At 54.9% G+C, this 19,438-nt stretch carries 17 protein-coding genes, 1 tRNA gene and 2 pseudogenes; 4 read left to right on the top strand and 16 right to left on the bottom strand.

The features are described from left to right. The first annotated feature begins 487 nt into the window (after window positions 1–487). Entirely contained in the window at window positions 488–1,438 is a 951-nt protein-coding gene (locus MTP41_RS12345) for an RluA family pseudouridine synthase (protein ID WP_249235627.1), read from the top strand. Between the two features lie 78 nt (window positions 1,439–1,516). Here the strand turns inward: MTP41_RS12345 and MTP41_RS12340 are convergent, their stop codons facing one another. From MTP41_RS12340 to MTP41_RS12300, 9 genes and pseudogenes are all read right to left on the bottom strand, one after another. After that, complete coding sequence (locus MTP41_RS12340) at window positions 1,517–2,536, bottom strand: hypothetical protein (protein WP_249235626.1); 1,020 nt, start codon at window positions 2,534–2,536, stop codon at window positions 1,517–1,519. Window positions 2,537–2,970: 434 nt separating this feature from the next. Beyond that, on the bottom strand, window positions 2,971–3,180 hold the full coding sequence (locus tag MTP41_RS12335) for a hypothetical protein (protein ID WP_243112271.1): 210 nt from the start codon (window positions 3,178–3,180) through the stop codon (window positions 2,971–2,973). 35 nt (window positions 3,181–3,215) lie between these two features. Further along, complete coding sequence (locus tag MTP41_RS12330) at window positions 3,216–3,389, bottom strand: hypothetical protein (RefSeq protein ID WP_242959392.1); 174 nt, start codon at window positions 3,387–3,389, stop codon at window positions 3,216–3,218. Next, a pseudogene (locus MTP41_RS12325) lies at window positions 3,370–3,555 on the bottom strand (type I restriction enzyme endonuclease domain-containing protein); the annotation flags it as partial. The gene MTP41_RS12330 and the pseudogene MTP41_RS12325, both read right to left, overlap by 20 nt. Window positions 3,556–3,704: 149 nt before the next feature. Continuing rightward, a complete protein-coding gene (gnpA, locus tag MTP41_RS12320; protein WP_249235624.1) occupies window positions 3,705–5,864 on the bottom strand; it encodes a 1,3-beta-galactosyl-N-acetylhexosamine phosphorylase in 2,160 nt (719 codons plus the stop codon). Between the two features lie 18 nt (window positions 5,865–5,882). Next, entirely contained in the window at window positions 5,883–6,074 is a 192-nt protein-coding gene (locus MTP41_RS12315) for a DUF6903 family protein (protein WP_097778319.1), read from the bottom strand. Between the two features lie 11 nt (window positions 6,075–6,085). Next, complete coding sequence (locus MTP41_RS12310; protein WP_249235623.1) at window positions 6,086–6,982, bottom strand: carbohydrate ABC transporter permease; 897 nt, start codon at window positions 6,980–6,982, stop codon at window positions 6,086–6,088. A gap of 11 nt (window positions 6,983–6,993) precedes the next feature. Continuing rightward, window positions 6,994–7,878, bottom strand: a complete 885-nt coding sequence (locus MTP41_RS12305; RefSeq protein ID WP_097778321.1) for a carbohydrate ABC transporter permease — start codon at window positions 7,876–7,878, stop codon at window positions 6,994–6,996. A 111-nt stretch (window positions 7,879–7,989) separates the two neighbouring features. Continuing rightward, window positions 7,990–9,360, bottom strand: coding sequence for a carbohydrate ABC transporter substrate-binding protein (locus MTP41_RS12300; RefSeq protein WP_097778322.1), 1,371 nt, complete (start codon window positions 9,358–9,360; stop codon window positions 7,990–7,992). 417 nt (window positions 9,361–9,777) lie between these two features. Here MTP41_RS12300 and MTP41_RS12295 point away from each other — a divergent pair, with 417 nt between their 5' ends. Continuing rightward, window positions 9,778–10,644, top strand: coding sequence for a helix-turn-helix domain-containing protein (locus tag MTP41_RS12295; RefSeq protein WP_097778323.1), 867 nt, complete (start codon window positions 9,778–9,780; stop codon window positions 10,642–10,644). An 18-nt stretch (window positions 10,645–10,662) separates the two neighbouring features. Continuing rightward, window positions 10,663–11,772: a phosphotransferase enzyme family protein gene (locus tag MTP41_RS12290; protein WP_249235622.1), complete on the top strand. Its 1,110-nt coding sequence runs from the start codon at window positions 10,663–10,665 to the stop codon at window positions 11,770–11,772. Between the two features lie 77 nt (window positions 11,773–11,849). Here MTP41_RS12290 and MTP41_RS12285 read toward each other — a convergent pair. Beyond that, window positions 11,850–11,963, bottom strand: a pseudogene (locus MTP41_RS12285) (DUF6061 family protein); the annotation flags it as partial. A gap of 6 nt (window positions 11,964–11,969) precedes the next feature. Here MTP41_RS12285 and MTP41_RS12280 point away from each other — a divergent pair. Continuing rightward, a complete protein-coding gene (locus MTP41_RS12280) occupies window positions 11,970–12,392 on the top strand; it encodes a site-specific integrase (protein ID WP_243089071.1) in 423 nt (140 codons plus the stop codon). Window positions 12,393–12,526: 134 nt separating this feature from the next. Here MTP41_RS12280 and MTP41_RS12275 read toward each other — a convergent pair. From MTP41_RS12275 to MTP41_RS12250, 6 genes are all read right to left on the bottom strand, one after another. Then, window positions 12,527–12,604: transfer RNA gene (locus MTP41_RS12275), tRNA-Pro, on the bottom strand. A 95-nt stretch (window positions 12,605–12,699) separates the two neighbouring features. Continuing rightward, a complete protein-coding gene (locus MTP41_RS12270) occupies window positions 12,700–13,479 on the bottom strand; it encodes a ComF family protein (protein WP_249235621.1) in 780 nt (259 codons plus the stop codon). Continuing rightward, the gene (locus tag MTP41_RS12265; protein ID WP_249235620.1) at window positions 13,479–15,581 is read right to left on the bottom strand and encodes an S-layer homology domain-containing protein; all 2,103 of its coding nucleotides are present in this window, start codon (window positions 15,579–15,581) and stop codon (window positions 13,479–13,481) included. Before MTP41_RS12265 ends, MTP41_RS12270 begins: the two co-directional genes overlap by 1 nt. A 58-nt stretch (window positions 15,582–15,639) precedes the next feature. Further along, window positions 15,640–16,845, bottom strand: a complete 1,206-nt coding sequence (locus tag MTP41_RS12260) for an ABC transporter permease (RefSeq protein WP_120019596.1) — start codon at window positions 16,843–16,845, stop codon at window positions 15,640–15,642. Then, window positions 16,842–17,591 carry an ABC transporter ATP-binding protein gene (locus tag MTP41_RS12255; RefSeq protein ID WP_118528235.1) on the bottom strand — a complete coding sequence of 250 codons (750 nt, stop codon included), beginning with the start codon at window positions 17,589–17,591 and terminating at the stop codon, window positions 16,842–16,844. The genes MTP41_RS12260 and MTP41_RS12255 overlap by 4 nt, the downstream gene beginning before the upstream one ends. Window positions 17,592–17,605: 14 nt before the next feature. Beyond that, window positions 17,606–19,249 carry an HlyD family efflux transporter periplasmic adaptor subunit gene (locus MTP41_RS12250; protein WP_097778329.1) on the bottom strand — a complete coding sequence of 548 codons (1,644 nt, stop codon included), beginning with the start codon at window positions 19,247–19,249 and terminating at the stop codon, window positions 17,606–17,608. Window positions 19,250–19,438 lie beyond the last annotated feature (189 nt).

Below are 19,438 nucleotides of genomic sequence, written 5' to 3'. Positions count from 1 at the left end.
GTGCGCCGTTTTTATGCTGTTATGGCAGAGGGGCGGCACGGTGAAAAAACAAAAAACAGCCCTCATCCCAAAAGGGACGAAGGCTGCTTGTGCATCAAACTCCGTGGTACCACCCAAATTGCAAAGGATAAAATGTGTCCCCTGCCGCTTTCAGCGCGTTAACGCTGCGCTGCGTCCGACTTGTGTCGCCGGAAGCTCCGGGGCGGCGCAAAATGGAACCGACCGGAACGCCTTGCAGCTGGAAGCGCTCTCTCTGAACGGCGGTGTGCATTTCTGACCCCATCATTGCCATCTGTCATAATTTTACATTCCGCAAGGCAGGCGAAATGCCCCTTTGCGTACAGCTAAATTATAGCATACGCAAAACGTTTGTCAACGGGTTTGGACAAAATTTTCAGTCTGCTGTGCTTGACGCAGCGTGCCTGTTCCGCTACAATAAAAATATTGAAAGCACATTTTTATTTTATAATAGAGAGGGATTTTTTCTGTGAAGATCATCAAAGTCAAATGTCTTGCCCCCACCCGGCTGGACAACTACCTGATGCAGCAGTACCCGGCACTGAACCCGGGCCGCCTGAACAAGGCCCTGCGGGAGAACAAGATCAAGCTGAACGGCAAAAAGCAGCCGCTTTCCACCCGCGTGATGGCCGGTGACGAGATCAAGCTGTTCATTCTGGATGAAGTTCTGGATGCGGACCGCCGTGTGGACGGCCCGGCGTGGAAGAACGCCCGCGGCCCGGCACAGGTGGTGTATGACTGCCCACAGATCGTCATTGTGAACAAGCCCGCCGGTCTTGCCGTGGATGGTCCGGAGGACGACACCCTGCTGAACCGCACCCTGCTCTACCTGAACCAGCAGGGCGAGTACAAGGAGAACGACCTGTACACCCCGGCGCTGTGCCACCGGCTGGACACCGGCACCAGCGGCCTTGTCATCGTTGCCAAGACCCCGGAGGCCGAAGAGCTGTTCCTTGCAGCCATCAAGAACCGCGAAGTGAAAAAGACCTACCTCTGCGTCACCTTCGGCCGTCCGATGCCGCCGGATGCCACTCTGGGCGGTTATCTGCTCAAGGACGCGGACCGCGGCATCGTGAAGATCGTGGAAGAAAAGCAGCCTGGTGCCAAGGAAGTGGAGACCCGGTACGAGACCATCGCCGTCTCCGGCCGTCTGGCCCTGCTGAAGGTGCAGCTGATCACCGGCCGCACCCATCAGATCCGCGCACACATGGCCAGCATCGGCTGTCCCATTCTGGGCGACAGCAAATACGGCAACAACACAGCCAACCGCGAGCTGAAGCTCAAGTATCAGGCCCTGTGCGCCTACGAGCTTACTATGCCCCGCTTCAACCAGCCGGATTTTGAGTTCCTCAGCGGCAAGACCTTCCGCGCACCAAAGCCCTGGTATTACAGTCAGGTACTGGACGGAACCCTGAAATAAGCTTTTTTTACAACAAATTACAGCAAAAAAAGAAATCCCGGAAGTGTATTCCGGGACTTCTTTTTTTCGTTTATGATTTTACTGGAATAGACCGCCAAACCAGCCCAGAGTGGACTCAGTTGCATTTGCAAAGGCATCCTGAACTTCCTGAATGCTGTCCAGCAGCTTGGTGCCCTCGGTATCCTTCACCGACCAGTAAACGCCGCTGCTTGCCGAGCCATCCGAAACCGTGAAGTCACTGGTAAAGCAGAGGTTATCGCCCTGAGAATCGGTCACGACCACCATGTAGGTGTAATTGCCTGCGGGCAGTTCACCAAAGCGGATGGAGCTGTCCAGCGACTTGAAGGAGAAGATCGCCGTATTGGGTGCTGCCTGTGCAGTGAACACCGTCTGGTCGTTCTCGTCCAGCACTGCCACCTGCACATTGGTCAGGGTGGTGCCCAGCGCAGCATTTGCAGTGCCGGTCAGCGCCATGCCCTTGCCCGCACGGACATTGATGGGGTAGCTCATGCCTTCCAGACGCAGGCCGTCAGCCTCTGCAGCAATGAAGTTGTGATCTGATGCCACATACCAGTAGCAGGAGGACCTATTGACCGAAACGCTGGAGTTTTCCAGCGGGATGCGTCCGGAAGAGATGTTGCCTGCCGGATCGGAGCAATAGAAGGTGCCGTTGGTGTAGTCGGTGAGCAGCACTGCATGGGGCTGGCTGCGGTCATACAGCACGATGCCCTCCGGGTGCTGCGAAAGCAGAGTGATCAGGGTCTGCACTTTTTCCTGTTTGCGGGAGGGCAGTGTGCCGTAGCCCACCTGCATCTCCTTATATGTAAAGCTGTGGGAAAGCCCGTTGGACCATGCTGTGGAACGGACACTGTTCTCGGTCACAGTGGACCAGTCGGTCAGGCCGTCAAAATAGGCACGGCGGCGCAGCATCATGGCTGCGGATGCCAGTGTGCAGGTGCCGCCGCGGCTCTGCTTGAAGTAGAAGCCTGCGTCCACATTCAGATCAACTGCCAAGGCAGCCGGCAGGCAGGTGAGCATAAACACCAGTGTCAGCACAAGGCTCAGCAGTTTTTTACGGGACGGTGCAGCGGTATTCACGGGTAGGTTCTCCTTTCAGCTTCCATGGTTTGTTACGTTTACCACCATAAAGTATACCAACCTGTTACCTTTTTGTAAACGTTTGTGAAGCTTTTTTCTCAATATCAACACGTTTTGGCAGTTTTTGTTGGAGAGAATGCACAGTTTCCGGCAAGATATTCTACATTTTTTACAAAAATCCCGTCCTGACATTTTTCAAGCACACCGCATTTTGCATTCTTTTTTCATTTTCTGACCACACTGTGGGCAAACAAAAAAGCTCCACAGACGAACTTTCGCATTTATGCTGCGCCAAAGTATTTTTTGCTTTTTGAACCCTACCGCGCCGCCGATGGTCGCCGGTCTGCGTAAACTGTAATATTTTTGTAACCATACCGCAAATAAAAAATCCCCCGCCAGCTTTCCTCTCGGATTGCCAGCGGGGGCTTTTCATTTCAGTGCAGAATCATCGTCAGTTCATAGGCCACAAGGCCGGAAACCAACGCCGCAATTACAGCCCACCAAAGTTTGTTCCCAAATGTTCCGGGGGCTTTTTCCAGCGCGGTCAGGCGGTCGTCCTGTTTTTTGTTTTGAGCCGTTACAATTTCAAGGCTCTTGTTTGTGTTTTCGAGTTGCTGAATCGTCAGCATGATGTTGGTGTTCATGCCATTCACCGCATCAGTCAGCTTTTCCAAGTCGTCTAGCGAAGTAACCAATCCACTTTATCAAAGGCCAGCGCATAGAGGAACAGCGGTTCTTTCAGGCGGGGATTTTCAGCCATATGATCTGCCAGCTTATGGGCGCTTGCCGTCTGAACCCCGGAAAGCTCTGCCACATACTGCTTCAAAAAACCTTCAAATGTCAGCTTTCGCATGGTCTCCACCTCTCCACATACTCCTGATAACGGATATAAAAATCTCGATAATGACCGTGCTGATTGCCGTATCATAATCTTCCGGTGGATACTTATATTTTTTCAGCAAGTGCTTCACCATCTTACGCATACTGGCACGAGCGGCTTCTTTTTTCTGCAGGTCTATTACGCTCGCATTACTGAATTTTTGCGTTTCCAGCCATCTCCATTGCAGCGTTCGATTGACACAGGTTGAGTTATCGGCAGATACAGAAAACACAACGGGCGGCTCTGGTAACAGAGCCGCCCGTTGTGTTCGTTTATGAAAAGGAGAGCTTAGATCTCATACCACTTGATCTCGTTGGCATCCAGATGCAGAGCAAAGCTGTTGCCATCAGTCGTATAAACTGTGGTATCCTGCGGCTCGTAAGTGTTGTTCACAACGCAATACTTGCCATTTTTGACATAAGCATGGACTTCCACATTGTAGTTGGAACTGAACCAAGTGTGCAGTTCACCCTCGCTGTGGGCACTCCACAAGATGGCTCGATAAAGGGTGCGGCTGTTGGCAAAACTATACGGTACACCGCTGATGTATACGGCACGTCCCTTGCCGAAATCATGCGCCGCCATCTGCACTTCCTTATTCCGCTGCACCAGCACTTCCGTGCCTTCCAGGGCATAAATGTTCTTCTTTCCCTCACCGAAGTCGATGGGTTTGTCAGCATCCTGCAAGATGAAATGATTCGGATGCTCTTCCCAGTTGTACTTGTCGTAGTTCAGAGTGAAGCCGTTTTCTTCCTCCACACCCAAAACACTGGCCATCTGGAGGATATGGCCCTGATATGGATGACCGGACGGTTCTCCAACACCGATGAAGCCGCCACCGTTCCAGACGAACCGGCGAATGGCGGAGGAGATCTCCGGGTCTTCCCACCAGATACCGCCAGTGTGGGCGGTGTCGGCATCGCCTACATTGATGATGACATCCACCGTTTCCAGCAGCTTCGGATCGTTCTTGATATCCTCAAAGCTGATAAACTTCACATCAAACGGTGCGCCAGAAAGCATTTCAATCACGCCCGAATAGCTGTAATTCTGCTTGTAGTAGAGGGCATGATGCACCATGTGACAGCCCCATGCCCGCATTTTACCCCAGCAGTTCAGCACAGCCACCCGTTTGACGCAGTAAGGCGTAGTGCCCTTGATATTTTCATACAGTTCGCGGAACTCCTCACAGACGCTCTCTACATAATCCACGAACTCCGGGAACTGCAATGCCAGCTTCAGATAGCCGCCATAGCCAATGCGGTCAATAGGCTTGCGCAGGATGGCACGGCGGGCTGTGACCCAGTTTTCTTTGGCTTCTTTCACCGGGTCGCCGCCCTCATGGAACGTGTCCGGGAAGAAGTAAGGCAGAAAGCGTCCTTCCGTGTACTTCACGCCCTCGATGTCGGAGATCAGACGCAGCGTGGAGCCATTGCCCACGCTGCCCACCACGGCATCCAGACCAATGGTCTTGAACTCCGGCATAAAAGGCTCGGTGCCGATCCAGTGATCGCCCAGGAACATCATCGCCTCGCAGCCGCACTCGTGCGTGATGTCCACCATTTCTTTGGCCAGCTTTGCTACTTCGCGCCGCTGGAACGCCTGAAAATCACGGTATTCCTTGCTGGGCACACGATACTGGTTGTTGTAGTAGCCCTGGTCGATGATATACTCCGGGCGGAACTTGTAACCTACTTCCTGCTCAAACTGATTGAGGATATAGGGGCTGACGGAAGCAGAATAGCCATACCAGTCCACGAATTTTTCCCGCTTGAGTTCATCGAAGATCAGGGTGAACTGATGGAAGAATGTGGTATAGCGGATGACGTTCACATACGGATGCTCTGCAATGAATTTTCGCAGACGCTCCATGGAATATTTGTGGGTTTTCGGCTGGCGCACATCAAACGTGATCTGATGCTCGAAATTCGTCCAGCCGTTGGTGGTGGCATTGTACATATGCACCGGATCCCAGATGAGGTAGGCAAGGAAACTCACGGTATACTCATGGAACGGCACCGCCTGCACGGTCACGCTGCCATCCGCATAGCTCCATTGTTCTGGCGGCACAGGCTGACCCGTGGAGCGATCCATGACCTCCCACCAGCGGGTGATGTCATCGTGATCGTTCACTTTCATCAGCTCCGGGCTGATGCCTTTCATCAGAGGGATGGTCACGGTCTCTCCGGGGGCAGTGTAGAAACCCGTCATAATGTAGCACTGCTGCACCTCGTCCGGGTTCGCTTTGGCCCATGCGTTATCCTTGCGCGTGGTATAATAGGTGGAATAGATCTTTGCATCGGCATTTTTCAGTTCCTGCGGAAAATCCGTACCATCGCAGTCACGGATGGCATCCGCACCCCACTTTTTCAGAATCTCCAACGTTTCGGGCACCACATCCAGGTCGGTCGGAATGGTAACGCGCCCGGTCTTGCACTTATCTTCCATAGTTTTCCTCTCTTATCCTCAATCCTGATAGGTTGCGTTGTAAATGGCCAGTACCGCCAGCAGCAGTGCCACACCCACAAGCATGATGCCCAGCCCTGCCAGCTGTCCAGTCATTTTCCAGCCTGCCACAACCAATGCAATGGACAGCACAAACAGCACGATCATCAGCACGATGCGCAGGGCAGGATGTGTTTTCCAGAATGTTTTCATGTTTTGTCACCTTATCCTTTCAAGCCGCCCACCGTCATGCCCTGCGTCAGCTGCTTCTGCACACAGATGTACAAAATCAGAGTGGGCAGCATCACCAGCACAAGACCTGCGTACATGGTGCCGTACTGCGCAGCACTCTGCTGGGCCTGCATCAGATTCAGCAGACCCACCGGCAGAGTACGGGGTGCGCTGGTGGAACTCATAAGGGTCATGGAGATGATGTACTCATTCCAGAAAGACAGGAAGTTGAACAGAATAATGGTGATGATAGACGGCTTCGCCATTGGGAAAATGATACGGGTCATTGCAGAGAAATAGCTGGCACCGTCGATGTAGGCTGCTTCTTCAAAGTCATGAGGCAAAGTGGCAAAATAGCCCGACAGCAGATAGATGGTAAAGGGCAGTGCCGTAGCTGCATACACGACAGCCAGAATGAACAGGTTGTTCAGCAAAAAGCCGCTGCCAATATGGTTTTTCAGCCACACATCACCGTCACGCAGCATCAGGAAGATGGGAACTACGATATAGTTGACATTGATGAACAGACCTGCCATAAACAGCGTGTTCAGCAGCTTGCAGCCCTTGAACCGGAAACGGGACAGGCAGTAAGCTGCCGGCAGCGCAATCACCAGCAACAGCACCAGAGCCAGTGCTGTGACCAGAACGGAGTTGAGCATATATTCGCCCATCTTGGCTCCATTCCACGCATTGACGAAGTTCTGCCAGTAGAATCCGGCAGGCAGTGCCCACGGATTGCCGTAGAACTCTGAGTTCTGCTTGATGGATGCCATAAACACCCATGCCACCGGCACAATGATCGTCACAGCCAGCAGGATCAGTACAAAATAGATGAAAAATTTGTACAGGCCCTCCGCCGAACGGGAGGATTTTTCTTCCGTTTTCTTCATGTTTTTCCTCCTTAAAATTCCAGCGGTTCACGGCTGGTGGCACGATTGACACAGGCAGACAAAGCGAACGAGAACAGGAAGATAACCACACCGATTGCCATGCTGTAACCGTACAGACCTGCATCTTTCTGGCTGTACATATAGTTCAGGGCCACATCCGAGGCACCGTTCGGCCCGCCGCTGGTCATCGCCTTGACGAACAGGAACGCCATATTGATGGTGGAAATGATAAAGAAGGTCAGGGTGGTACGGATGTTCGTCCAGACCAGCGGAATCGTGATCTGGAAGAACTGGGTCAGACGGCCCGCTCCGTCCAGATTGGCGCTCTCGTACAAGCTGGCAGGCACCGAGGACATGGAAGCCATATACATCACCATATAGTAGCCCACAGCCTGCCAGACCATTGCAATGATGATGGACGGAATGACCAGCTTTTCGCCTTTCCAGAGGATAGGGTCAGTCATATCCCGGAACAGCCCGATGATGCTGTTCAGCATACCATTCTCCGGCTTATAGATGGCAGAGAAGATACCGGAGATGACGACCACAGACAGGATGTTCGGGATGTAGAAAATGATGCGGAAGAAATTCTGCCCCTTGATTTTTTCGCGGGTCAGGATGGCTGCAAACACCAGTGCAAACGCAAAGGTGATGATGGTAACGACCACCACCAGCAGGATCATGTTCTGCATGGAGCGGATGAACTGGGTGTCCTTCAGCAGATGCTGAAAATTTCTCAGCCCGACAAAGGTTTCGTTTGGCGAGTAGGCTCCACGCTCATACAGGCTCATGCGGAACACATTGAGGGTTGGCAAAATCATAAAAATGAAAAACAGGATGGTGGCCGGTGCCACACAGAGGAACACGAACCGTTTGCGGCTTTTGTCAGATTTCATAGACAAACCGTTCCTTTCTACTGGAATCCAGAAACCCAAAAAAGCGGAGGCGGTCAAAACCGCCTCCGCTGGGCAGGGCCTTGGAAGCTGTTTTCGGATGCAGCTTCGTTCTTACTCGATGATGTTGGCGCGCATCTGGTCGCTGGCGGACTTGATGCCATCGATCCACTGCTGTTCCGTCGTGCTGCCGGAAACCAGAGAGTTGACAGGGTCAAAGAACACCGTGCGGACTTCCACACCGGGGATAGCGGTGAAGGAAGCAAAGTTGCCCATAGCTGCCTTTGCGCCGTTGTCGTAGATGGAGTAGAACATCTTGTTGTCGCCGTCCAGATCATCGGCAATCCCCAGCACAGGCTGGATCGCGCCGCTTTCGGCAAACAGCTTGCAGGCTTCGTCGCTGTACAGGTAGGCTACAAACTGCTTGGCAGCATCCAGATGCTCCGCACCTGCCGGAATCCATGCCTGCTCAAACCATGTATAGCTGTACTGATCGCCGCCAGCCTTGACTGCAGGCAGAGCAGTCATGCCCCACTCGAAGCCATCCGCGCGGGGAGCTTCGCCCATTTCGCCCACGATCCATGTACCGTTGGGCATGAACAGAGCCTTGTTATCCAGCACCAGCTGCTGATTCTGGGTAAAGTCCTGATCGTTCGCCTGTGCCGGAGTGATGGGGTTGGTGTAGGAGGCCAGTTTGGTCACGATGTCAAAGCAGGTCTGTGCTTCGGCAGTGTCCCAGATGCCTTCTTCATAATGGGTCGCCTTGTTGAAGAAGTCGGGGCCGCCTGCTGCATACATCAGCGCATAGAAGAATGCATCAAAGTAGCCGGTGGTGGGGTAAGTGAACAGGTAGGTGCCCTCCGCAGCCGCCTTGTCACCCAGTTCCCACATTTCATCCCATGTGGTGGGCACATCCCAGCCTTTTTCTTTCAGGAACCCTGCGTTGTAGAACAGACCGCAGGGGCTGTAGAACATGGGAGCCAGATAGGTCTTGCCGTCGCCGTAGGGGTTGGTCAGGGAGGTGTCGGTAAAGCCGCCGGCGATCTTCTCGCTCACCTTCTTGCTCTCGCCGGGCACGGTCATGCTCAGCACATCGGTGATGTCAGCGATCAGGTTGCCCTTGATGAACTGCTCGGTCAGAGCAGCTTCACGGCCGGTAGCCAGATGGACCACGTCGGGGTAGTCGCCGCCCTGCATGGAGGGGCCGATGACATCTTCCAGGTTCTTGTCGGTGGTCAGTTCCACCTTGATGCCCGTCTGGGCGGTAAAGGCTTCGGTGACTTTCTGCCACATCTCGGAGCCGTAAGCGGTCTCAATGGCAGCGACTTTGATGGTCACATCCTCCGCAGGCGTGGCAGAGGCAGCAGCCGAAGAAGTCGTGCTGGAACCGGTAGAGCTGGAAGAACTGCCGCAGGCGGCCAGCCCCAGTGCAGCGGCACCCACGCCAGCCGCTTTCAGGAAATTGCGACGAGAAATGCGTTTCATAGTGTATCCTCCATCATAAAGATTCCGTTCAAAACCACAACCGGGACAAACAGGTTTTGTCCGAGAGGGTCGTGTGATTTATTGATTTCAATATAGAGGTTTTTACCCTTTGCAACAAGATGTTTGTTGTTTCGTTTTTTATAAATCTTGCTTTTTAGAAATTTCTTTCAGCAAAAGCGCTAAATTCGTCCCGTCTGTTTTGGTACATTCTTCCCGTTTGTAACCAGTTTGACATATTTTTATTCTTTAATGGCATCAAAAATATTTATCCTGTCCAAAATCAGGGCTTGCATTTTTTCTTCTTTGCCCCTATAATGAGAAAAACGCACGATTCAACGCATCGGTTTTTGCGATTATATTTTTAGTCTCTTGTTTTTATTTTTATGTTTATTGCGTTTCGCTGTAAAGGAGCCTGTTATGAGCACCGAACGCTTTGATATCCGTCATGCTCCCGCTCCCCGTGAGTCCTTTCGCTTGCTGTACATCAGCAAAAGCAAATTCGGCGGCGACTGGAACAGCACGGCTCACACCCATTCCTGCACGGAGCTGTTCTATTGCCTGAGCGGAGAAGGACAGTTCTACCTAAGCGGGCAGCTGTACCCGGTCAAGCCGGATGATATGGTCATCGTCAATCCACAGGTGGAGCACACGGAATTGAGTCTGAACGCTTCACCGCTTGAATATATCGTTCTGGGTGTGGCTGGCATTGAGATCTTATTCGGCAAGGCTGAATCTTCTTATGCTATCTTCAACTGCCGTGAAAACCGGGAACGGATGGTCACTCTGCTGCATATGCTGCTTGCCGAAGCCGACCGCAGTCTGGATGGCTGCGAAACCGTCTGTCAGGACTTGCTGGAGGTGCTGCTGATCTGGCTGGTACGCTGCACAACGCTCTCTTTGCAGGTGGAAGAAACGCCACAGTCTGACAGCCGGGAGTGTGTAGAGATCAAGCGATATCTGGACAGCAACTTCCGAGAGGACATCTCACTTGACCGTCTGGCAGAGATCGCACACATCAACAAATATTATCTGGCCCACACCTTTCAAAAGGAGTACGGCATCTCTCCCATCACCTATCTGAATCGCCGCCGCATTGAGGAAAGCAAATATATGCTGGGCAATACAGGTTACAGCTTGGCTCAGATCAGCGAACTGATGGGCTTTTCGTCCCCCAGCTATTTTTCCCAGTGCTTCCGCAAAGCGGAGGGGCTGACTCCCAACGAATACCGCCGTCAGGTACGGCAGGGACAACGCCCTGCCCCGGCAAAACGGCATGAAAGATAAAGAAACGAGGAACTTCAAATGAAACCTGTCACCGAACCCATTCTCTGCGCTGCTGCATCCGCCTTTGATTTTGGTGGGCCGATGGTCTGCGATCCACACCACTATGGTGAGGGCCACATCAATGACACCTTTGTGGTCTGGCGGGCAGATCATACCAAACGCTTTATCTTACAGCGCATCAACACCGATACATTCACCGATCCAGCAGGACTGATGGAAAATATCTGTGGCGTGACCCGGCATTTACGGGCAAAGATTCAGGCAGAGGGCGGCGATCCTGGCCGGGAATGCCTGAACGTCATTCCCACTCTGTCCGGTGCATCCTACTATATCGACACGGAAGGCAATGCATGGAGAGCTTATGATTTTGTAGAGAATACCGTCTGTCTGCAACAGGTCGGTTGTGAGGCAGACTTCCGCACTGTGGCAGAAACACTGGGCAAGTTCCAGAACCAGCTGGCCGATTATCCTGCTTCCACCCTCCACGAAACCATTGCACGTTTTCACGATACGCCCAACCGTTACGCAAACTTTGAAAAAGCCCTTGCAGCCGATGCGCTGGGTCGAGCCAAAACCATTGTGCCGGAGATTGCTTTTATCCATGCACGGGAAAAGGACTGCCACGTTCTGCTGGATCAGCTGGCCGCTGGTGAGATCCCGCTGCGTGTCACCCATAATGATACCAAAATCAACAATGTTCTGCTCGATGAAGCCACCGGCAAAGGCATCTGTGTCATTGACCTCGACACCGTGATGCCGGGTCTGTCGGCTTATGATTTCGGCGATTCCATCCGCACCGGTGCCAACGACTGCGCCGAGGATGAACCTGACCAGAGCAGAGTCCACTTTGACCTGCATCTGTATGAAGTGTTTGCCAAAGGCTATCTTTCCACTGCTGGCTCCACCATGCACACAGCTGAAAAAAGGAGTCTTGCTTGGGGTGCCAAACTCATGACGTTGGAATGCGGCATCCGTTTCCTGACCGACTATCTGGAGGGCGACCATTATTTCCATATTGCCCGCCCGAACCACAACCTCGACCGTGCCCGCACCCAGTTCACGCTGGTACGACAGATGGAAGATGTATTCGATCAGATGCTGGAAATCGTCTGCCCGGACAATCACTGATTTCGCAATCTCCTCCATTCGGATACAGCAAGAAGCATGGACGCTCTCCTTTTCGGGGGCGTCCATGCTTCTTTTTAGTCCAACTCCGGCCTCTGCGCCATGGTCACGTCCAGCGCATCCTCGACCCCGGTGCAGTCAATAGAGATTTTTCTGCCATCCCGGAGTAGCAGCTCCACGCAGCCGGTGTCCATATTGAAATGACAAGCTCTTGCATCGTAAAGGTCGTAAAAGGTACGGTCAGCATCGGCAGTCCGAAATCCAAAGACAGTATCCGGGATATTCCGGTGCCGCTGAATGTCCGCCCCTGTGCCATCAAGCTGCGGGATACCACCGACCAGTTCATCTGGGAAAGCCCCAAGACCGGCTTGCCCTGCAATCCCACCCATTTCCGAGATGTGTTCCGCAAATCTCTGGAAGAAGCGGGCGATGTCCGCTTGCTCACACCGCACAGCTGCCGCCACACCTATGTGTCGCAGATGCAGGCGTTGGGCGTGGATATTCAGACCATCCAGAGCATCGTAGGCCATGCCGACACCGAGATGACTGAGCATTATCTCCATGTTCAGGAATCCATTCGGCAGAGTGCGATCCAGTTGTTCAGTGAGGCTTTTTCGGCCTGAAAATTGGACGGAACAGCACTAATTAGACCAGATAAAATCTTTGGCATTGTGGTCAAAATTGTGGTCAAAACCAAATGAGGTCAGCCCACAAACAAAAAAATCCAACGATTTCTAACGTGAAATCGTTGGATTTATGGTCCGAGTGGCGAGAATCGAACTCACGGCCTCTTGAACCCCATTCAAGCGCGCTACCAAAACTGCGCTACACCCGGATATCTGCAAGCGGTTATCGCTCACAGCTCAATTAGTATACTTGATTCAGGGTGTTTTGTCAAGCTTTTTCTGTCAGTTTTTTGCAAATAAATTTTCAAAACTCCGGCTCGTTTTCCTGCAGCGGCTGATTCCTTGCGGGAAACGTTTCAAATTCAACAGTGGCAAGTGCAATTGCAAACACACTTTCGGCACCGGCTGCCAGCAGCGCCTGTGTGCAGGCTGCTGCCGTGGCACCGGTGGTGATCACATCGTCTACCAAAAGCACTTTTCTGCCCTCCACAAGTTCCGTATCCGTCACCCGGAAGGCACCCGCCACATTGGCAAGGCGCTGCTCAAAGGGCAGGCCCGCCTGATGCCGCTTTGCACGAGTGCGTCCCAGTGCTTTCGGGTACAGCGGTACCCCCAGTGCGCGGGCCAGCGGCACCGCCATGAGCTGCGGCACATTATAGCCGCGCGCTCTGCCGGATGCCGGTACGGGAACGATGCAGTCGTACCCAAGGGACATGCCTTCCACAAGCTCCGGCACCGGTTCTGCACCGGCCATATGCATCTCGCTGCCAAAGGCCAGCTTTGCCAGCCAGAGGCCCAGCTCCACCGCCGTCCACGGTGCAGCATGGTATTTGGTATGCAGGATGCCGCGCCGCACACAGCCCTCATACCGAAACGGTGCTGCTGCGCCGGTCAGTTCTCCTAAATAATGCTGAGAAGCGTCCAGCCGCATTCCTGGCTTCCGGCGCAGCTCTTCCAGCTCTGCGGCACAATCCGGGCAGATGGGCACACTGCCCAGCACCCGATCACAAAACGGGCAGCGGCGTGGGTACACCAACTGCCTTGCCCCGCGCAGAATGCGGCGCGGGACGCTGTAATAATCCATCAGTCCCTTTTGACGGCCACGATCACACGCACGCGCTTGCCCGCAGCACAGCCAAAGTTATCGTACCAGCCGGTCAGGTAGTAGCCCTCCGAGTTGACCTCGGTCAGCTTGGTGGCGTAGTACTGACCCTTGTACCACAGATACACCTGTGCGTCGTCCGCCATCTCAAAGCGGGTGCCGTTGCTCATGACCGACGCTGCACCCACCTGATCGATCTTCATGGGCATGAGCTGGACCATCGTCCGCACGCTGCCGGTCGTCTCTCTGCGGGCTGCAACACCGCCTACCAGCACCGGATATTTGACGTTGGTGGTGAAAGCTACCTGCGAACCATTGACATAGCACACATAGGTAGCACCGCCGCCAATATAGCGGAAGATGGATGCATACGGTTCGCCTACAAGGCTGCCCACCTGCCGCAGACCAAGGCTGAGCAGGCTATCCGTGTTGGCTGTGATCTTCTGCCACAGAGTGGAGAGGATGTCGCCGTTGATCACACCCCACAGCACTTCGCTGGTGGTGGGCACCAGAACATCCTTCAGGTCGTCCACGATCTTATCCTGCGTATCCGTGCTGTCGCTCTTGCCGGTGGAAATGATCTTGGCCAGCGTCTGCAGTTCCGAGTAGTTGACTGCCACATTCTTGATATCATCCAGCACGCCGTAGGTCCACAGGTCGCCGGTGACATCATTCAGGATCAGGCGGTCGATCTCGCCCTTCTCATTCAGCGTATAGTAGCGGACGTTCAGAAGATTCAGGTCTGTCCCCGCTAGGCGGCTGGGACGAACCGTCCCAGCCACACCCTCCGCAGTTGTATCCAGAATCTGTACATCGTCGGCAAGGGCATAGCTGCCCAGTGCCGTTGCATCTGCATTGACCTTGCCGGTAACGACCTTGTTCTCGATGCCGCTCACGGACTCGCCTTCCGGCGTTACGCGGATCTCTACCAGCCAGCCCTTGGGGTAGTTCAGGCTTTTGTCCACATTCACAGTGCGCTGAACACCATCGGTGCACATGACAGCCACGCGTTGCAGCACATCCGCGCCGTTATCTTCCACAAGGCTGCGGGCTGCGCCCTGCACCACGCCGTAGAATACCTCGTCGGCCTCTGCGCCGGTAATAACATCCGCCGCCTCATTGTTCATGCCCAGCAGCAGAGTAACCACTTCGCCCACGCCGCCGCCGTTCAGGCTGGACACCTTGGAAGCCACTGCTGTGCTGCCCAGCTTATAGCTGGTGCCCGCCACAGTAACCGCCGTGGGAGCGCTTGCACTGGGCGAAACCGCAGTGATGCGGCCCGCTGCACGGCGGGTATAGATCCATACCGTCTGCAGACTCTCGCTGTAATAATACACATCGTAACGGTTCAACTCTGCCGAAGCCGAGACCTTATCGTTGCGGTACACGCTCAACGGCGTAAAAGGCAGCTGGGTGCCTTCCGCTGCCACAAAGGGGCCCTTCAGACTCTTGAGCATCACGGTAGAGGTGTCCACCTGGCCATTGGAGACTGTAAAGCCCAGACTGGTACCGTAAGCGCTGCCGGAAGCGGTGTTGGCGGTGAGGGTATTATACAGCAGCAGAGCACAGTCCTCATAGTTCATGGCCTCGCTCTGGCTGCGGTTCAGCTGGTTGCGCAGGCCCAGTTCCTGCGCCTTGTTCAGCTGTGCCGTCGGGAACACGCCGTTGAGGTCGGTCATTTTATAGCCCAGCAGCTTGAGCGCTGCGGTGCAGGCTTCTTCCAGCGTGACCACATTATCCGGGCGGAATGTACCATCGGTATAGCCGTTCATCCAGCCCTGCTGCACCGCAATGCGCACATAGGGTGCCCACTGAGAGCTGCCGGGCACATCCTTATACAGTGTGCCCAGATTACCCTGCTGGCTGGCGCTTTCGCGGTAGGCCGAAAAGGAGACCAGCATCTTGGCAAATGCACCGCGGGTGACGGCAGCATCCAGACTGCCGGTCTGGCTGGTATCCATAGCGCCCAGCGTGATGGCCGTCTGGATGGCCGAGTTGTTCAGGCTGGCTGCTGATGCCGGAAGCACCAGCACGGATACAGCCAGGCATGCTGCAAGCAGACATGCGAAAAGACGTTTTTTCATAGGTATATTCCCCTTCCTTGGTGTTTGGCAGTCCGGCGCAACGCCGGCTGAGAAGAGTTCAGTCATAGCGCAATGCTTCAATGGGGTTGAGCCGCGCTGCGCGCTTTGCGGGCAGGTAGCCGAACAGCACGCCAATCCCCACCGAGATGCCAAAGGCCACCGCAATGGAGTTGAAGGACGGGCTGACCGTGACCGTTGTGCCGCTGGTGAACATGGGCAGCAGCCGGTTCGCCACCATGGATACGATGTAGCCCAGTGCAATACCCAGTACACCGCCCAGCGCCGAGGTGGTGGCTGCTTCCACCACGAACTGCGACAGAATGGTGCGTTCCTTGGCACCCAGTGCCTTGCGAATACCAATCTCGCGGGTGCGCTCAGTCACCGACACCAGCATGATGTTCATGATGCCAATGCCGCCCACCAGCAGCGAAATGCTGGCAATGCCGGTCAGGATCACGATGACCATGTTGATCATCTTGTTCATTTCCTCCAGCCACTCGCTGGCGCTGTAGACGTAATAGCCGTTATCCGAGCCAAGCAGGTGCTGCAGCTCGCCTTCCACTGCAGACTTTGCTTCGTTGGCGCGGCTCTCATCCTCCATGACTGCGGCATAGTTGCTCACTATGCTCTGGCTGGACAGGCGCATGGCCGTGGTATAGGGCAGATAAACGCAGTCGTCGTCGCTGCCCTGCTGCATGTCCGGGTCGCTCACCTTTGCCGCCAGCACGCCCACGATGCGGAACTTGTTGGCACCGATCTTAAGCGTCTGGCCCAAGCCGTTGCCGCCAAAGGCTACGCGGTTCAGATAATCGCCGATGACGCACACCTGCTTGTTGTCCTTGATATCCATGTACTGCAGACCGCGTCCCTGCGCGATCTGGTAGTTCTTCATAACGGAATAGTTTTCGTCCACACCGCTGATGTTGGACCAGCGGTAGCTGTTGGTTCCGATCTTCAGCGTGCCGCTGCCGCTGAAATCGATCTGCGGCGAAATGGACTGGATCAGCTCCGGGTACTTCGTGGGCAGCTTGTACATTTCCTCCACCGGAACAGTGCGGGAGCCGTTGCCCCACACCTGCACCGAAAGGGTGTTGGTGCCCAGTGCCGAAAAGCTGTCGCGCATGCTCTTGGTCATGCCGTTGCCCAAGCCCACGATGACGATGACTGCCATAACACCGATGATGATGCCCAGCATGGTAAGGAAGGTGCGCAGCTTGTTGCTCCACACGTTCTGGATGGCCTGACGGAAGGTTTCAATGATCATGCTTTCTCCTCCTCATCCGGCGTTTCCGGCAGCAGCGTGGGCTGCACCATGGCTTCCGGTGCATGGGCATCGCCATCGTAGACCACCCGCCCGTCCTCCAGACGGATGATGCGGTCTGCCTGCACCGCAATGGAATTATCGTGGGTGATGAGCACCACGGTGTGGCCCTCATCGTGCATCTGCTGCAGCATTCCCAGCACTTCGCGGCCGGTGTGGCTGTCCAGTGCGCCGGTAGGCTCGTCGGCCAGAATGACCGCCGGGTTCCGCACCAGTGCCCGGGCGATGGAAACACGCTGCTGCTGGCCGCCGGAAAGCTGGTTGGGGCGGTTCCTGAGCTTATCGCCCAGACCCACCTGCTCCAGCACCTCTTTGGCCCGGGCGTGGCGCTCGGCGCGGCCAATGCCCGCATACACCAGCGGCACCTCCACGTTCTCCATCAGGTTGAGCCTTGGCAAAAGATTGTACTGCTGGAAGATAAAGCCCAGCATCTCGTTGCGGATCGCAGCCAGCTCGTTGCGGTTCATCTTGCCCACATCCCTGCCGTTGAGCCGGTAGGTTCCGTGGGTGGGCACATCCAGACAGCCGATGATGTTCATACAGGTGGACTTGCCGGAACCGGACTGGCCGACGATGGCCACGAACTCGCCTTTTTCGATTTTCATGGTGATGTGGTCTGCTGCTTTTACCGTGGTATCACCCATCTGGTAATACTTGCACACCTCATCAAACTCGATCAGAGCGCTCATCGCTTCCTCCTGCGTTAAAACATCATGACACTGCTGCCATCGTCGTAATAGTCATCGGTGCTCACAGAGCTGGGATCATAGGCCACGGTGTCATTACCGGTGACACCGCTGATGATCTGGGTATAGTCATCGTCGCTCACACCAGTCTTGACCGGAACGTACACATAGCCTTCCGGTGCGGTCATATCGGGGTCTGCATTGGCGGCACTGGGCGAATCCTTGGTCACCAACACATAGCCGCCGCGCACGATGGCTGCATTGGGCACCGCCAGAGCGTTCCCCGCCTCCGCGGTCACGATCTCTGCGTTGGCATTCATGCCGGGGCGCAGACCCTCGGTCTCATCGATGCGCACCGTGACCGGGTAGGTGGTGGTGCCGCCGCTGGAGGTACCCTTCATGGAAACACGGGTCACTGTGCCGGTATAGGTCTTATCCGGCACTGCATCCGCCGTCACCTGTACGCTCTGGCCCACCGAGACATCGCTGACCTGCAGCTCGTCCACATTGATGACCATGACCAGATAGCTCAGGTCGTAGATGGTGCACAGGTCGGCACCGGTGGCCAGTGCATCACCGGCCTTGGCGTTCTTTTCAATGATGGTGCCGCTGATGGGCGAAGTGACCGTGTAGTTGTTCATGGCCTCCTGCAGGTTGTCCATGTTCAGCTCTGCGCTGCGCAGGGTCTCGGCTGCGGACTGGATGGCCTCGGTAAGGTCCTCGCCGCTGATCTGCAGCACGATATCGTCCTTGTTCACTGCTCCGCCTTCCGGCACATTGATGGCCGTCACGGTACCGGCGGCAAGGGCAGTCAGGGTGCGCTCCGCCTGATACTCAAAGCACTTGGCAGCAATGCAGTTCACGCCATTGATGGTTGCCGTTGCTGCCTGCGCAGTGGTCAGGCCACCTGCATTGCGCACAGCAATGGTCACGGTGCGGGTGAGCAGGTTGCCGGTGCTCAGGGCATCGGTACCGGTCACAGCGGTCACGGTGCCGGTCAGCATCTCAAAGGTACCGTCCAGCGTCACCTCTGCGCTCTGGCCCACCGAGAAGGTGGCGGCATCCGCTGCCGGGAACTCCAGCTGCAGCACCATTTTGGAGCTGTCACGGATGACCGCCACTTCCTGACCGCTGGTCACTTCGTCGCCCTTGGCTACCTTGAGGGTACTCACAACACCTGCCACCTCGGCGCGCACATATTGGCGGTCCACGGTCTTATCGTAGCTGCGCTGTGCCTGCTGCAGGGTGATGGATGCCTGCTCTGCCTTGGTGGTGGCATCGGAGGCATCCACCGTGTACAGCACAGTGCCTTCCTCCACAATGTCGCCTTCCTCAATGGTGCTGGTGAGCACCTTGCCTGCCACCAGCGATTTGACGTTATATGTATTGGCCGGGTTCAGAGTGCCGGTGCCGCTGAGGGAGTTGGACAGATCCCGCTTTTCCGGCGTGGTCTGCACATAGCTCACATCCACATTGGTGTCCTGTGCCTTGTCCGGGCGCAGGATGAACCATCCGCCCAGCACGGCCACGCACACCACCGGCACCATCCATTTCCAGTTCTTGCGGAAAAAGGCTGCTGCTTTGCCGCCCTTCGCTGCGGGCTTTGCCTCACCCGCAGCCGTCTGCTGTACCGCAGCATCCTGCTTCTTTTTAAAGATCATGCTTGCTGTTTCCTCCTGTATCTTTCAGGGCATGCCCTGGTTTCGGTATCGGGCGCAGACTTTGCAAAAGCGCGCGATAAAGAGTTTATTGTTAGTTTATCGCATTTTCGTCTATTACACAAGCGTCTAAATTTTGTTTTGACGCATTTATGTCAAAGTTTTATCCAACTTTCACACCGTGCCCTCTTT

Origin of the sequence: Faecalibacterium sp. I4-3-84 (assembly GCF_023347255.1) — a bacterium.
GTDB lineage: Bacteria > Bacillota > Clostridia > Oscillospirales > Ruminococcaceae > Faecalibacterium > Faecalibacterium taiwanense.
The sequence above is the reverse complement of the archived record's forward strand: the minus strand, read 5'-3'. Positions and strand labels throughout refer to the sequence as shown.

Bases quoted from the DNA above. Each gene is read 5' to 3' on its own strand.
- MTP41_RS12335 (WP_243112271.1), bottom strand. From the start codon at position 3,180: ATGAACACCAACATCATGCTGACGATTCAGCAACTCGAAAACACAAAC.
- MTP41_RS12330 (WP_242959392.1), bottom strand. From the start codon at position 3,389: ATGCGAAAGCTGACATTTGAAGGTTTTTTGAAGCAGTATGTGGCAGAG.
- gnpA (WP_249235624.1), bottom strand. From the start codon at position 5,864: ATGGAAGATAAGTGCAAGACCGGGCGCGTTACCATTCCGACCGACCTG.
- MTP41_RS12315 (WP_097778319.1), bottom strand. From the start codon at position 6,074: ATGAAAACATTCTGGAAAACACATCCTGCCCTGCGCATCGTGCTGATG.
- MTP41_RS12310 (WP_249235623.1), bottom strand. From the start codon at position 6,982: ATGAAGAAAACGGAAGAAAAATCCTCCCGTTCGGCGGAGGGCCTGTAC.
- MTP41_RS12305 (WP_097778321.1), bottom strand. From the start codon at position 7,878: ATGAAATCTGACAAAAGCCGCAAACGGTTCGTGTTCCTCTGTGTGGCA.
- MTP41_RS12300 (WP_097778322.1), bottom strand. From the start codon at position 9,360: ATGAAACGCATTTCTCGTCGCAATTTCCTGAAAGCGGCTGGCGTGGGT.
- MTP41_RS12295 (WP_097778323.1), top strand. From the start codon at position 9,778: ATGAGCACCGAACGCTTTGATATCCGTCATGCTCCCGCTCCCCGTGAG.
- MTP41_RS12290 (WP_249235622.1), top strand. From the start codon at position 10,663: ATGAAACCTGTCACCGAACCCATTCTCTGCGCTGCTGCATCCGCCTTT.
- MTP41_RS12280 (WP_243089071.1), top strand. From the start codon at position 11,970: ATGACAAGCTCTTGCATCGTAAAGGTCGTAAAAGGTACGGTCAGCATC.
- MTP41_RS12270 (WP_249235621.1), bottom strand. From the start codon at position 13,479: ATGGATTATTACAGCGTCCCGCGCCGCATTCTGCGCGGGGCAAGGCAG.
- MTP41_RS12265 (WP_249235620.1), bottom strand. From the start codon at position 15,581: ATGAAAAAACGTCTTTTCGCATGTCTGCTTGCAGCATGCCTGGCTGTA.
- MTP41_RS12260 (WP_120019596.1), bottom strand. From the start codon at position 16,845: ATGATCATTGAAACCTTCCGTCAGGCCATCCAGAACGTGTGGAGCAAC.
- MTP41_RS12255 (WP_118528235.1), bottom strand. From the start codon at position 17,591: ATGAGCGCTCTGATCGAGTTTGATGAGGTGTGCAAGTATTACCAGATG.
- MTP41_RS12250 (WP_097778329.1), bottom strand. From the start codon at position 19,249: ATGATCTTTAAAAAGAAGCAGGATGCTGCGGTACAGCAGACGGCTGCG.